12 protein-coding genes are annotated in these 14,457 nt (G+C 30.5%); 10 read left to right on the top strand and 2 right to left on the bottom strand.

Translation table 11 applies throughout. The features are described from left to right. Nucleotides 1–95 precede the first annotated feature (95 nt). The gene (gene aroC, locus AACQ14_RS15175; RefSeq protein ID WP_339364430.1) at nt 96–1,202 is read right to left on the bottom strand and encodes a chorismate synthase; all 1,107 of its coding nucleotides are present in this window, start codon (nt 1,200–1,202) and stop codon (nt 96–98) included. Nucleotides 1,203–1,481: 279 nt separating this feature from the next. Between aroC and AACQ14_RS15170 the strand changes: the two genes are divergently transcribed. The 3 genes from AACQ14_RS15170 to yajC all read left to right on the top strand — a co-directional run bounded on the left by AACQ14_RS15170 (nt 1,482) and on the right by yajC (nt 5,661). Continuing rightward, nucleotides 1,482–3,794 (top strand): EAL domain-containing protein, encoded by a 2,313-nt coding sequence (locus AACQ14_RS15170; RefSeq protein WP_339364429.1) that lies wholly within the window; start codon nt 1,482–1,484, stop codon nt 3,792–3,794. Between the two features lie 138 nt (nt 3,795–3,932). Then, a complete protein-coding gene (tgt, locus tag AACQ14_RS15165) occupies nt 3,933–5,066 on the top strand; it encodes a tRNA guanosine(34) transglycosylase Tgt (protein ID WP_423247997.1) in 1,134 nt (377 codons plus the stop codon). A 202-nt stretch (nt 5,067–5,268) separates the two neighbouring features. After that, nucleotides 5,269–5,661, top strand: a complete 393-nt coding sequence (gene yajC, locus AACQ14_RS15160; RefSeq protein WP_304942072.1) for a preprotein translocase subunit YajC — start codon at nt 5,269–5,271, stop codon at nt 5,659–5,661. A gap of 66 nt (nt 5,662–5,727) precedes the next feature. On the opposite strand, the gene AACQ14_RS15155 is transcribed toward yajC, so the two are convergent. Then, nucleotides 5,728–6,582: a PHP domain-containing protein gene (locus AACQ14_RS15155; RefSeq protein WP_339364427.1), complete on the bottom strand. Its 855-nt coding sequence runs from the start codon at nt 6,580–6,582 to the stop codon at nt 5,728–5,730. Nucleotides 6,583–6,723: 141 nt separating this feature from the next. Here AACQ14_RS15155 and AACQ14_RS15150 point away from each other — a divergent pair, with 141 nt between their 5' ends. From AACQ14_RS15150 to AACQ14_RS15120, 7 genes are all read left to right on the top strand, one after another. Next, nucleotides 6,724–7,119, top strand: a complete 396-nt coding sequence (locus AACQ14_RS15150; RefSeq protein ID WP_113675542.1) for a TIGR04086 family membrane protein — start codon at nt 6,724–6,726, stop codon at nt 7,117–7,119. 95 nt (nt 7,120–7,214) lie between these two features. Next, nucleotides 7,215–7,355 carry a six-cysteine ranthipeptide SCIFF gene (gene scfA, locus AACQ14_RS15145; protein ID WP_113675541.1) on the top strand — a complete coding sequence of 47 codons (141 nt, stop codon included), beginning with the start codon at nt 7,215–7,217 and terminating at the stop codon, nt 7,353–7,355. Nucleotides 7,356–7,484: 129 nt separating this feature from the next. Then, nucleotides 7,485–8,840 (top strand): thioether cross-link-forming SCIFF peptide maturase, encoded by a 1,356-nt coding sequence (gene scfB, locus AACQ14_RS15140; RefSeq protein WP_339364426.1) that lies wholly within the window; start codon nt 7,485–7,487, stop codon nt 8,838–8,840. A 216-nt stretch (nt 8,841–9,056) separates the two neighbouring features. Further along, the gene (gene secD, locus AACQ14_RS15135) at nt 9,057–11,210 is read left to right on the top strand and encodes a protein translocase subunit SecD (RefSeq protein ID WP_339364425.1); all 2,154 of its coding nucleotides are present in this window, start codon (nt 9,057–9,059) and stop codon (nt 11,208–11,210) included. A gap of 58 nt (nt 11,211–11,268) precedes the next feature. Continuing rightward, the gene (gene recJ / locus AACQ14_RS15130) at nt 11,269–13,344 is read left to right on the top strand and encodes a single-stranded-DNA-specific exonuclease RecJ (RefSeq protein WP_339364424.1); all 2,076 of its coding nucleotides are present in this window, start codon (nt 11,269–11,271) and stop codon (nt 13,342–13,344) included. A 172-nt stretch (nt 13,345–13,516) separates the two neighbouring features. After that, nucleotides 13,517–13,684: a hypothetical protein gene (locus AACQ14_RS15125; protein ID WP_339364423.1), complete on the top strand. Its 168-nt coding sequence runs from the start codon at nt 13,517–13,519 to the stop codon at nt 13,682–13,684. 243 nt (nt 13,685–13,927) lie between these two features. Further along, complete coding sequence (locus AACQ14_RS15120) at nt 13,928–14,440, top strand: adenine phosphoribosyltransferase (RefSeq protein WP_339364422.1); 513 nt, start codon at nt 13,928–13,930, stop codon at nt 14,438–14,440. Nucleotides 14,441–14,457: the final 17 nt, after the last annotated feature.

Raw genomic sequence — 14,457 nt, 5'->3', positions numbered from 1 at the left:
AGGGATGGCTACAAGTTTTGGAAGATAGACTAGGTATAGCTATCTTCCTTGTATTGATGTTAAAATTGTATTATGCGACAACCATATTGTTAATATTATTGTGGCTCAGAATATATTTTCTTAATGTTATCAATTCTGCTGTTTACGTTTCTGAATAACATGTCAACCAAAGTAATAGCTACCATTGATTCTACAACAATTACAGCTCTTGGAACTATAATAGGATCATGCCTGCCTTTTATGTTAATATCAATGTTTTCTCCAGATTTGGTAACTGTCTTCTGTGTGGTTTTAATTGAAGGAGTAGGTTTTACTGCCGCTCTTAATACAATACGAGAACCATCACTTATGCCTCCTAATATACCACCAGCATTGTTGGACTCTTTTTCAATTACATTATTTTCATATCTATAGAAATCGTTGTTCTCAATACCTGTTAACTCAGAGGCTGAGAATCCATTACCTATTTCGAAACCTTTGATACTACCTATTGACATGACAGCTTTTGACAGTTCGGCATCTAGCCTATCAAAAACAGGTTCACCAAGACCAGATGGAAGGTTATCTACTCTACATTCTATAATTCCTCCACAAGAATTACCATCTTTAATTAAATCAAGAAGGTAGTTTTCAGTTTTCTCTACACAAGATTTATCAGGTATACATAGGTCATTTTTCCAAATTTCATTTTCATCGAAATCTTTGCTAGTGGGTATATTCCCAATAGATTTTGTATATGTTGTTAATTTTATATTAAGAGTAGATAATATTTTTTTAGCAATTGCGCCACCAGCTACACGTCCTATGGTTTCTCTACCTGAAGAACGACCTCCACCTCTATAGTCTCTAAATCCATATTTCATATCGTAAGTCATATCAGCATGTCCAGGACGATAAAATCTGGATATTTCTGAATAATCCTTTGACTTTTGATTATTATTATAAACAATTATAGATATAGGAGTACCTGTGGTTTTTCCTTCAAACACACCAGATAATATCTTAGCCTTGTCAGACTCTTTTCTAGGTGTAGAAAAAATAGATTTACCAGGTTTTCTTTTATTTAATTCAATTTGAATATCTTCTTCTGTTAATTCAACACCAGCTGGACAACCGTCGATAACTACTCCAACTCCTTCACCATGGGATTCGCCCCATGTAGATATTGTAAATAGTTTTCCAAAGTTGGAACCTGTTGACATATAATCACCTTCTATACTTTATAGCTTGCCATATATTATATACAATTCTTAACAATTAGACAAGATAATAATAATTTTTTATATTAAAACTAGTAAATAGTGTAAAAAAAGTTACATTTTTTGACATGAATATAAAAAAATATTTATAAATGTGATATAATATATTAGAATAACTGTAAAGGGTAAATTTGACAATTAAGAAAAGATATTAATTATATGGTTATGTTCAATTTTTAAATCATATTATAAACAATAATTTTACTAAGATGGGGTGTTCAAATGGAGATATCTGAAAATTTTTATTACGCCTTTATTAACAATATATTTAGTGGATATGCATATCATAAAGTAATTACAGATTATGATGGGAATCCTGTTGATTATGAATTTATAGATATTAATAATGATTATTGTAATTTAGTGGGTTTTAAAAGAGAAGATATTATTGGAAAAAGAATAACTGAAATTATTCCAAGTATGGTAGATGAATCATTTGATTGGATTAGTTTTTTTGGTAAGATAGCAATTGAGGGTAGCCATGGTTCTACTATACAATATTTTAAACCATTTGAGAAATGGTATCAGGTAAATGTGTTTAGTGATAGAAAAGGGTATTTTGCAGAAATATTTACTGATATTACTGAGATGAAGACAAAAGAATTATTACTGAAAAAAAAGAATGAACAGTTGGTCAAGTTATTTGAGGAGATGACTGTATCAGAAGAGGAACTAAGACAACAAAATGAAAAATTAGCTCAAGTATATGAAGAGATTGCTGCATCAGAAGAAGAATTAAGACAGCAGAACGAGCATATCAGTGGATTATATGAAGAACTATTGGCGTCAGAAGAAAATTTAAGTGAACAAAATAGTTTATTGCAAGAGAGCAATAGTATAATAAAAGAAAAAGAACAAATATATAGATTAATCACACAGGCATCTAACGATGGTATTTGGTACTGGAATATGAGAGATGGAAAACGGAGTATATCATATGACTGGTATAATGATCTAGGTATCAATTTGGACTTATTTTCTGACATTAAAAATTGGCACAAGATTCTTCATCCAGATGATGTTGAAAAAGCCAAAAAAAGCTTGAAGGATTGTATTGCAGGAATAACTTCAAGTTATGAAAGTACTTATAGGGTACGTACTATACGTGGTGAATATAGATGGATATTTTCTAGAGGAAAGACCTTGAATGATGCTGATGGAAAACCTTATTTGATGGCTGGTGCACATATTGATATAACCAACAAGAAAATTAGAGATGATAAGATAAAGTATTTAGCATACTATGATACTCTTACAGGTCTGCCGAATAGAGCATATCTATTAGAACAAGTTAGTAAATATTTAGAGAAAAACAGCAAAATTGCATTGATAGTAATGGATATTGATAACTTCAAGAGTGTTAATGATAGTGTTGGTTTCTCAATAGGTGATATTATCCTTAAACAAGTAGGATTAAGATTATCAAGCTCCATTGGGGAAAATGATTTTATTGCCCGTCTTGGTGGTGACGAATTTGCTGTTATCTTGAATGATGTTGATAATAATGAAGAGATAATTGAAAGAGCCAATTTGGTAAAAGATTGTTTTAATGAACCATTCATTGCTGAAAATAACATACATCAATTGAGTATTAGCTTAGGAATTGCTGTGTCTCCTTATGATGGAATTGATTCAAAAGATCTGATCAAGAATGCTGATACTGCAATGTACAAAGTTAAAAACATGTGTAAAAACAGTATATCTTTTTTTACACAAGATATGAAAGAAGAATTTTTGAAGAGAATCAATATTGAAAAACAATTGAAGAAAGCATTAGAAAATAATGAGTTCAAACTTTTTTATCAACCTCAATATGATATGAAAACAGGTGGCATAAGAGGTTTTGAAGCATTGCTTAGATGGATTAATCCAAAACTGGGATTAGTAAGTCCTATGACATTTATTCCAATAGCCGAAGAAATAGGAATAATTAATGAAATAGGAGAATGGGTATTGAAGGAAGCATGTAATCAATATAAGAAATGGAACTATGAGTATTCATTTAGTGGTATTATATCTGTTAATATTTCTCCTATTCAGTTGAAGACACATAACTTTTATTATATCGTATCTAATATCTTAAGAGAAACAGGTATCAAATCAGGCTGCTTGGAATTAGAGATAACTGAGAATTTATTTATTGATGCTCTGGACTCGGCAAAAATGTTATTGAATAAATTGATTGAATTGGGAGTTAGAATATCATTAGATGATTTTGGAACAGGGTATTCTTCATTAAGTTATCTGAAATCATTACCAATAGATACTCTTAAAATTGATAAGTCGTTTATTAAGAATACTACATATACAGGAGTAGAAAGAGAAATTACTAGATCGGTTATTGATTTAGTAAGGAAAATTGGTCTTGAAACTATAGCTGAAGGTGTGGAAAATGATAAACAACTAAACTTCCTTTATCAGTCATTATGTGATAACATACAAGGATTCTTAACAGGTAAACCAATGCCGGCAGATCAAGTAGTTGATATAATAAAAGCAGGAAAAGTAGACTTATCACAATATATAGACAAGTGAGGATTATACATATTTTAAACAGATTGTTTATGACAATTTGTCTAGATTAAGATTAAGTTAGATTGTATAATATGTCCTTGAAATGTTAATAAATTAGTTGTATACTTGGTAGACGTGTAAAAAACAAAAAATTGACGAATGGTGATTAAAGTGTATAAATTATTGAATGTAGATGGAAGAGCAAAAAGAGCTGAAGTGCACACGGTTCATGGTGTGATTCAGACACCGGTTTTTATGAATGTTGGTACTGCAGGGGCTATTAAAGGTGCAGTCTCAAGTATGGATTTAAAAGAGATTAAGTGTCAAGTTGAATTATCAAATACTTATCATCTTCATGTCAGACCTGGAGATGATGTGATTAAGAAATTAGGAGGACTTCACAAATTCATGGTATGGGATAGACCTATACTTACGGATTCAGGTGGATTTCAAGTTTTTTCACTATCTGGTCTTAGAAAAATTAAAGAAGAAGGAGTATATTTTTCTTCTCATGTAGATGGACGTAAAATATTTATGGGACCAGAAGAGAGTATGCAAATTCAATCAAACATTGCTTCAACAATAGCCATGGCATTTGATGAATGTGCCCCTTATCCAGCTACAAGAGAATATATGCAGAATTCTGTTGATAGAACAACTAGATGGCTGAAAAGATGTAAGACTGAGATGTATAGACTTAATTCCCTTGAAGATACTATCAATAAAAAACAAATGCTTTTTGGAATTAATCAAGGTGGAACTTATGAAGATATAAGGATAGAACATGCTAAGGTTATTTCCGAATTAGATTTAGATGGATATGCTGTTGGAGGACTAGCAGTAGGAGAGTCTCATGAAGAAATGTATAGAATTTTAGAAGAAGTAGTTCCACATCTTCCTCAAAATAAACCAACATACCTTATGGGGGTAGGGACACCAATCAATATCTTGGAATCAGTTGAAAGAGGAGTAGATTTCTTTGACTGTGTGTATCCAGCCAGAAACGGAAGACATGGTCATGTATATACTAATTTCGGTAAACTCAATTTATGGAATGCGAAATTTCAACTAGATGACAGACCAATTGAAGAAGGCTGCCAGTGTCCAGCATGTAAGCATTATAGCAGAGCATATATAAGACATCTTCTAAAAGCTAAAGAAATGTTGGGTATGCGATTATGTGTACTTCATAATTTGTATTTTTATAATACACTTATGGAAGAAATAAGAGACGCTATAGATAAAAATGAATACCAAGAATATAAAAATAATAAAATAGAAAATATGTTATAAAAAATTATATAAAATTTCTAACAAATATAAGGAAAATATATTGAACTAATTGAAATGGGTGTATAGATGATTAAGTTCAAATATATGGATAAAACAGTTGACAGGAAGTTATTAACAGTGTATCTTATTATATAAGAATAATGATTCTTACAAGCTACCGAATAGATAAATTTCTGTGTGAAAACAAGGAGGATAATAATTTATGTCAAGTTTATTTGTATTAGAAGCTGGAGCTGGTGCACAACCATCTACTGCTGGCAGTATAGGTGCTATGTTAATACCTATGGTAATTTTATTTGGTTTTATGTACCTAATGCTTATCAGACCTCAAAAAAAGAGACAAAGAGAAATAGACCAAATGCAGTCAAGTATTAATATTGGTGATTCTGTTATGACTAATGGTGGTTTCTATGGTAAAGTTGTTGACTCTGTAAATAATGTTCTTATAATTGAACTTGGTACTAACAAAAGCGTAAGAGTTCCTATTGAAAGAAATGCTGTTGCAGCAGTTAAAGAACCAGATTTAACAATAAATAGAGATGACTTAATCGAAGATAAAAAAGAAGACAAAGAAGAAAAGAAAGACGAAGAATAGAATTAATGGGTTTTACAGAAGGGCTGTATATGATTACAGCCCTTTATATTTTTCCTTATAAAAAGTCTACAGTCTTTTTGTTCTCTTGGCTTTGATAGCCTTAAGTATAGAATAAGGAATTTCTAGATTGCCTCTTCCTACACCAAGATCAATATTGGGTTTATTGCTTCCGTGAAAATCAGAACCGCCAGAGATTACAAGATCATATTTATCTGCGAAGTCTTTCAAATATTTTTCTTCAGATTTATTGTATAGAGAATAAAGTCCTTCAATTCCTAACAAACCTATTTTTGATAATTCACTAATAAGATTATCTAGTTGTCTTAAATCCATATTGTATAGAGTTGGATGTGCTAGAATGGGTACACCACCACATGATAAGACAAGTTTTATTGCCATTTCTGGAGTCACTTTTTCTCTCGGTACATAGCAAGGACTATCATTGCCGATATATTTAATAAAGGCTTCTCTCATAGATGAAACATAGCCTTTATTAAGCATTGCTTTAGCAAAATGAGCTCTTGTATAGACATCAGAGCTAGATGTAGCCAAAACATCTTCTAGGGAAATGTTTATTCCATGATTATTAAGTTTTTCTATCATCTTGATATTCCGTAATTCTCTAGCATCTACTATTTCATTTAATCCATTTACAAATGTTTTATCGTTTTCATCAATATATAAACCCAAAAGGTGTATTTCAGTATCATTATATCTTGTTGAAAATTCAATACCGCTAACTATCTCTACATTATATATTTTACCGCATTTCTTAGCTTCTTTAATTCCAGAGATACAGTCATGGTCAGTTATAGCAATAGCAGCTATATTTTTTTTTGAAGCATATTCAACTAATTCACATGGCTCATAAGTTCCATCAGAAGCAGTCGTATGAACATGTAAATCTATATGTTTTTTCAAATAAAATCAGTCCTTTCTACATAATATATATATGTGCAATAAATAATACTATTATTTACAAACCACAATTTAAATAAAAGCATGGCATATTTTAAATTATAGCACAGTATAATATTATATGGAACAATAAGGGGGAGGATTATGGGCAGAACATCTCGAATTTCAAAGAAACCAGACATTAACACGCAAAAAATAATAGTGAACGTGCTTAAAGCTATTATGATTGGATACATAATTACTATTTTATGTGTACTGCTTCTTTCATTCATCGTATATAAGTATGATTTGAGTAATAGTCAGATTAATATTGGAAGAGTCATTATTATAATATTGGCAACTATTATTATGGGCTTATTAATAGGAAGAAGCATAGGTAAAAATAAATGGATGTATGGCGCTATAGCCGGAGTTATTTATTTTGTCATATTTGTCATAGCATCTATAATAATTAATAAGAATAGTGGAATTTCTGGAGGTGCAATAAGTTTATTCTTCATGTGTGTTGGTGGCAGTACATTAGGAGGAATGCTAGGATAAGTTACAAGTTACTTTAAAATCTACTTTTAAAAGTGACAATCTTGTGATATAATGTTTTAAGTTAAAGTAACATGTGCTTAAAGGAGGAAAAAGCAATGAAGCATATTAAAACATTAAACTCAGCTACTCTTAAAAAGAGTTTAAAAAATGGTGGATGCGGCGAATGCCAAACATCATGCCAATCAGCATGTAAAACATCATGTACAGTTGGGAATCAAACTTGTGAAAACAAATAATTTATAAGTTTATTAAGCAGTGACATTAGTCGCTGCTTATATTAGGTTTGATGGATACTTTATTATCTGAAGTATTTTAATAATTTAGCTGTATTACATATAGTTAAGCATAAGAAAGGAAGAATAACAGTGGTACATCAATATAAAATGGGTGATATGAACATTGTTGTAGATGTTTATAGCGGTGCAATTCATGTAGTTGATGATATTGTTTATGATGTAATAGAAAGTTATGAAAAGTTATCTAGTGAGGACTTAGTAAACGAGCTTTCTTCGAAATATGATAAGGAAGTAATAATTGAATCGATTAATGAAGTAAAAGAACTTATTGATAAAGAATTACTTTTTACTGATGATACATACAAAGAAGCAATTATCAGCTTTAAAAAAAGAGAACCTGTTGTAAAAGCTTTATGTTTACATATAGCACATGATTGTAACTTGTGTTGCAAGTATTGTTTTGCAGGTGAAGGTGAATATCATGGAGACCGTTCACTTATGACTAGTGAAATAGGTAAAAAATCTATTGATTTTCTATTAGAGAATTCAGGTAATAGAAGAAACCTTGAAGTAGATTTCTTCGGTGGAGAACCATTGATGAATTTTGAAGTAGTAAAAGATATTGTAAAATATGCTAAATCTAAAGAAGAAGAATATAATAAGAACTTTAGATTTACTATAACAACTAATGGAATATTACTTGATGATGATATCATGGAATTTGTTAATGAAAACATGTATAATGTAGTACTTAGTATAGATGGAAGAAAAGAAGTAAATGATAGAATGAGATCATCCCAAAATGGCAAGGGTAGTTATGATATTATTATGCCTAAGTTTGAGAGAATGGCTGAAAGTAGAAATCAAGAGAATTATTATGTAAGAGGAACTTTCACTCATTTTAATCTTGATTTTTCACAAGATGTGTTACATCTAGCTGACCAAGGCTTCAAACAAATATCTATAGAACCTGTTGTGGCGCCAGCTGATATGCCATATGCTCTTAGGAAACAAGATATACCGTATCTATGTGAGCAATACGATATATTAGCAAAAGAAATGATTAAGAGAAGAGAAGAAGGTAGAGATTTCAATTTCTTCCACTTCATGATTGATTTATCACAAGGACCATGTGTCATAAAAAGACTTTCAGGTTGCGGTTCAGGAACTGAATACCTAGCTGTTACACCATGGGGGGATTTGTACCCATGTCATCAGTTTGTTGGAATAGATGAATTCAAGCTTGGAACAGTTGATGAAGGAATAACTAATCTAGAAAGACGTAAAGAATTCAAAGACTGTTGTGTATATTCAAAAGATAAATGTCAAAATTGTTGGGCAAAATTCTATTGCAGTGGTGGATGTACAGCTAATGCATATCAATTCCACGGTAATATATATGATACATATGAAATAGGATGTGAGCTAGAGAAAAAACGAGTTGAATGTGCTATTTATATGAAAGCAAATGAAATGGTGGAATAATACATTATATAAATTATCTTGACTAATTTTAAGATAATATTTATAATTTAACGTAGTATGTAAGTTATAATATATATGGATAGAAGGTCTGATATTTATTGAAGTATGACTTACAAAATAATTAATATATATTGATATCTATAGAATATATCGTAGATTCAATATACAAAAATTAGAAATTAAATATGATAATGTACAAAGGAGGATATTGTTGCAATGAAGGGGAAAAAAATTATTACCCTATTGCTTTTAGTTGTTATAATCGCATGTTCTGTATTTGTAGCAGTTAAAGGAGTAGGAAAAGATCAAATCGGTGGAGCAAACAATGTAAAATTAGGTCTTGACTTAGCTGGTGGTGTTAGTATAACATACACTACTGTCAAAGAGAAACCAACTGACAAAGAGCTAGATGACACAGTTTTTAAGATTAGAAAAAGAATAGATGGAATGGGTTATACGGAAGGACAAGTTTATAGAGAAGGTTCTGACCGTGTAAATGTTGATATTCCTAATGCAACAAATGCAGAAGAAGTATTAGAAGAACTCGGTAAACCAGGTAAACTAGAATTTTTGGATCCAGACGGAAATGTAGTATTAACAGGACAAGACGTTAAGAATGCTACTGCAAAAATGGTATCTGGAGAAGTTGACCCATATATTATCTCCCTTGAACTTAATGAAAGTGGAAAAGATAAATTCTATGAAGCTACCAAAAAATTTGTAGGTCAAAGAATAGCCATTGCTTATAATGGTGAAAACATAATGGAGCCTAAAGTTAATGAACCAATCAAAGATGGTAACGCTTCTATCAGTAATATGGGAAGTATGGAAAGAGCGGAAGATATGGCATCTAATATACGTATTGGTGCACTTCCTCTAGAGCTTGAAGAATTAAGATCAAATGTAGTAGGAGCAACACTTGGTGAAGAAGCAGTTAAGACAAGTGTAAAAGCTGGTATTATTGGTCTTGCTTTAATATTATTATTTATGATAATATTCTATAGAATACCTGGACTTGCTGCTGATATAGCACTAGTATTCTATTCTTCATTAGTAATTATCATATTAAGCATATTTAAGATTACATTAACATTACCTGGTATTGCAGGTATTATCTTATCAATTGGTATGGCTGTAGATGCCAACATAATTATATTCTCAAGGATAAAGGAAGAATTAGCACTTGAGAAAACACTTAGAGCTTCACTGAAAGCTGGATTTAAAAAAGCTACATCTGCTATTTTAGATGGTAATATTACAACATTAATAGCGTCAGCTATCCTATATCTAATGGGAACTGGACCAATAAAAGGTTTCGCTCAAACTCTTGCAATTGGTATTATTGTTTCTATGTTTACAGCTTTAGTAATAACTAGACTTATCCTTGGAGCATTTGCTGGATTAGGAATTAAGAATAAAAAATTATACGGTATTGCTCAAAAAACAAGAGCTATCAAAGTTGTTGCAAAGAGAAAAATTTGGTTTAGTATCTCAATTGTTATTATAGTTATAGGACTTCTTGCGATGCCAATATATAACGCTTCAAAGGGTACTCCTCTTAATTATGATATAGAATTTAGCGGTGGTTCTACAACTCTTGTTAACATAGGAAAAACAATGAGTAAAGCTGAAATGGATAGTGAGTTGACACCAATAGTTGTTGAAGCGACTAATGATAAGAGTCCTCAATTCCAAGCAGTTACAGATAAGAAACAAGTTATTATCAAAACTAATAAATTAGATAATGAATCAAGAACTAAATTACAAGAAAAATTGATTGAAAAATATGGTATAACTTCTGAAGATATTGAAAGTGAAAGTATAAGTCCAACAATCAGTAATGAGATGCGTAAGAGCGCTATGCTATCTATAATATTAGCTGCTATATGTATGTTAATATATATAACATTAAGATTTAAAGATTATAGATTCGGTGTTAGTGCGGTTGTTGCATTAATTCATGACGTATTTGTTGTATTAGCAGTATATTCATTATTCAGAGTACCTATCAATAATTCATTCATTGCTGCAATGTTAACAATTGTTGGTTACTCAATCAATGATACAATAGTTTTATTTGACCGTGTTCGTGAAAATCAAAAATATATGAAACGTGGAGATTTCAAAGGTGTTGTTGATACATCTATAAGTCAAACAATGTCACGTTCAATAAATACATCACTTACAACTTTTGTTATGGTTGCAATATTATATATAATTGGTGTTGCTTCAATTAGAGAATTTGCTCTACCATTAATGGTAGGTATCCTTTCAGGAACATATTCTTCTATATTTATTGCCAGTCCATTATGGTATGTATTTAAAAGAAAAGAAGAAAAGAAAATTCAACAGGCGCATCAACAAAGATAATTGAACTTACATCCCTCTAGCAAATCTTTGCTAGGGGGATTTTTTGGAGGTTGTTTATTTGGAACCAAAATACATCTGGAACTTAAAACAGAAAAATGAAAAACTTGTAGAAGAATTATCTGAAAAATACAAGATGTCTACTATAATGGCAACTATATTAGCTAACCGTAATATTGTAATAGAAAAAGATATTGTCAGGTTTCTTAATGCAGATAAAGACAAATTCTATGATCCATACTTAATGGAAGATATGGACAAGGCTGTAGAACGTATTATTACAGCAATTGATAAGAATGAGAAAATAACTATATATGGAGATTATGATGTGGATGGAATCACAAGTACATCAGTTCTATATATGTATTTGAAAGAAAATGCTGCACAGGTTGATTACTATATACCAAACAGATTAGAAGAAGGATATGGGGTTAATGATGATGCTGTAAAAAGCATACACCAAGGTGGCACAAAGCTGATTATTACTGTTGATACAGGTATTACAGCTATATCACAAGTAGATTTAGCTAATTCATTAGGCTTGGATATGGTAATAACAGACCACCATGAATGTCAAGAAAGTATACCTGATGCTGTAGCTGTAATTGATCCCAAGCGAGAAGACTGCAGATATCCATTTGATATGTTAGCAGGTGTAGGTGTAGCTTTTAAAGTAATTCATGCATTATCAATTAAATTAGGCAATATAGATTCTATATGGAAGTATTTAGATATTGTAGCTGTTGGTACAGTGGCTGATATAGTACCTTTAAAAGATGAAAATAGGATTATTACCAAGTTGGCTTTTGAAACTATGAAAGATACTTGGAATGTGGGTCTAAAATCACTAATAAAAATATCAGGAAATAAAAAAGATGATAAAATAACGGCTGGGATAATTGGATTCCGTATCGCTCCTAGATTAAATGCAGCTGGTAGACTTGGAGATGCCAAGAGAGGAATAGAATTATTTATCACAGAAGATAAGAATAAAGCAGCTGATATTGCTGAAAAACTCAACGAAGAAAATATTCTGCGTCAGCAATTGGAGCAAGAGATATTTGATGAAGCTGTACATATAATCGAAGAAAATATTGACATGGATAATACTAAAATCATAGTGGCAGCATCAAGTAATTGGCATCATGGAGTAATTGGTATTGTGGCTTCTAGAATTACTGAGAAGTATTATAAACCAAGTATACTGTTAAGTATTGAAGATGGGGTAGCTACTGGGTCAGCAAGGAGTGTAGATGGGTTTAGCATATTTGAGGCTTTATGTTCTACCAAAGAGCTATTTATGAAGTTTGGAGGACATGAGATGGCAGCTGGTATGTCATTAAAAGAAGAGAATATAGATAGACTTAGAGAAGTTCTCAATGAATATGCTGAAAATACTATGGAATCTGACACACTGATACCAAAATTAACTGCTGATATGGAAATAGATATAAAGGATATCAGCATACCTCTTATCGAAGAAATTATAAAGTTGGAACCTTATGGTGTAGGAAATCCTGAGCCCAAATTTATATGTAAAGGGAAAGTTGATGATGTTAGAAAAATAGGTAAAGAGAGTAACCATCTGAAGATGAGAGTAGATTATAACAAGAATTATTTAGATGGAATAGGATTCGGAATGGCACAGTACTATGATTATATTAATGTGACCCATGATATATCATTGTTAGGAACGTTGAATATAAATGAATGGAACGGTACTAAAAAACCTCAAATCATGTTGAAGGATATTAATCCTAATAATGAGTTTGCAGTATCAATAAAAAGGTATTATGATGAATTCAATAACATTAAAAACGCAAATTTTGACGGGAAAACCAAAGTATATTTTCAAGATGAACAAGTAATTCCTACTAGAAAAGAGTTTGAAAATATATATAGAACTCTATTGAATCTAGAAAAACAGATGAAAGAAAATATTATAATCACTAAATTTTTAAAGATACTGGGATATTCTCAACCCAATAAAATATTGACTTTATTGATTTGTCTAGAAGTATTTAGCGAACTTAGATTATTAGAATATAGAGTAGAGAATATGAGATTGATTTTTAAATTAAATAAAGGTATCAAAGTAAAGTTAGATGAATCAAGTATATATAAAAAAATAATTTAAATCGAAATATTACATATGTTCTTTAAATAATATTATAAAAAAACATACATTATATGTGCTATATTGAATTAATGTCTTAATGATATGAAAAATAATCGGTGTAATATTGAATATATTCAATAAACAAACTATAATAAAAGGGATTATATCAGAATTTATTGGAGGTCTCTTAATGAGAAGGTCTAAACGTAAATTAATTTGTGATTTAATAATAATATTGGTTTGTTTAATAGTATTCATATATCTTTTTGGCTTTGAATGTTTAGTAGCCTTTATGCCTTTTGCTTGTGGTGCTTTAATAGTTATATTGTTCATTAAATTATTAGAATTTTTTATATAGGAGATATATTTAAAAGAAAAACTTCAAAAAGCTTTGCTAGAAGCTATTAAATTTGGTATACTAATATTGTATGTTTAAGTATGTTTAAAAAGCGATAAGTTAAACATATAAATTTGATAAATAAATATCCTTTTAAGGTAGTACTATTTTTAAAAAGTAAATTAATGATATACATTATTTTCTATTATATTATGATAGTCTAATTAATTCCTTATAGGGTATTACGAAAAGGAGTAAGGAAGTATGGATCTTAAAACTCTTATAAGAGAAGTACCTGATTTCCCAAGAGAAGGTATTTTATTTTATGACATTACTACAATTTTACAAAATCCAGAAGGATTAAAGGCTTCTATCGATCAGATACAAGCTAAATTGGAAGGTATTGAATTCGATTACATAGTTGGACCAGAATCACGAGGCTTTATTTTTGGTGTACCAGTAGCTTATAATACGGGTAAAGGATTTTTACCTATCAGAAAAGCTGGTAAACTACCATATAAAACAAAAAGCAAAGAATATGCTTTAGAATATGGCACTGCGACTATTGAGATGCATATTGATGCTATTAAACCAGGTGATAAAGTTGTAATTATAGATGATTTATTAGCAACAGGTGGAACATCAAAAGCTACCGTAGAATTAATTGAAAGTTTAGGAGGAGAAGTTGTAAAGTTAGTATATTTAATCGAGCTTGACTTCCTAAAAGGCAGAGATAAATTAAAAAATTATGATGTAGATTCTATTATACATGGATAAAAATAAGACCTTTACTT

The organism is Vallitalea maricola (assembly GCF_036985595.1).
GTDB classification, from domain to species: Bacteria; Bacillota; Clostridia; order Lachnospirales; family Vallitaleaceae; genus Vallitalea; species Vallitalea maricola.
This window is presented reverse-complemented; position numbering and strand designations above follow the sequence as displayed.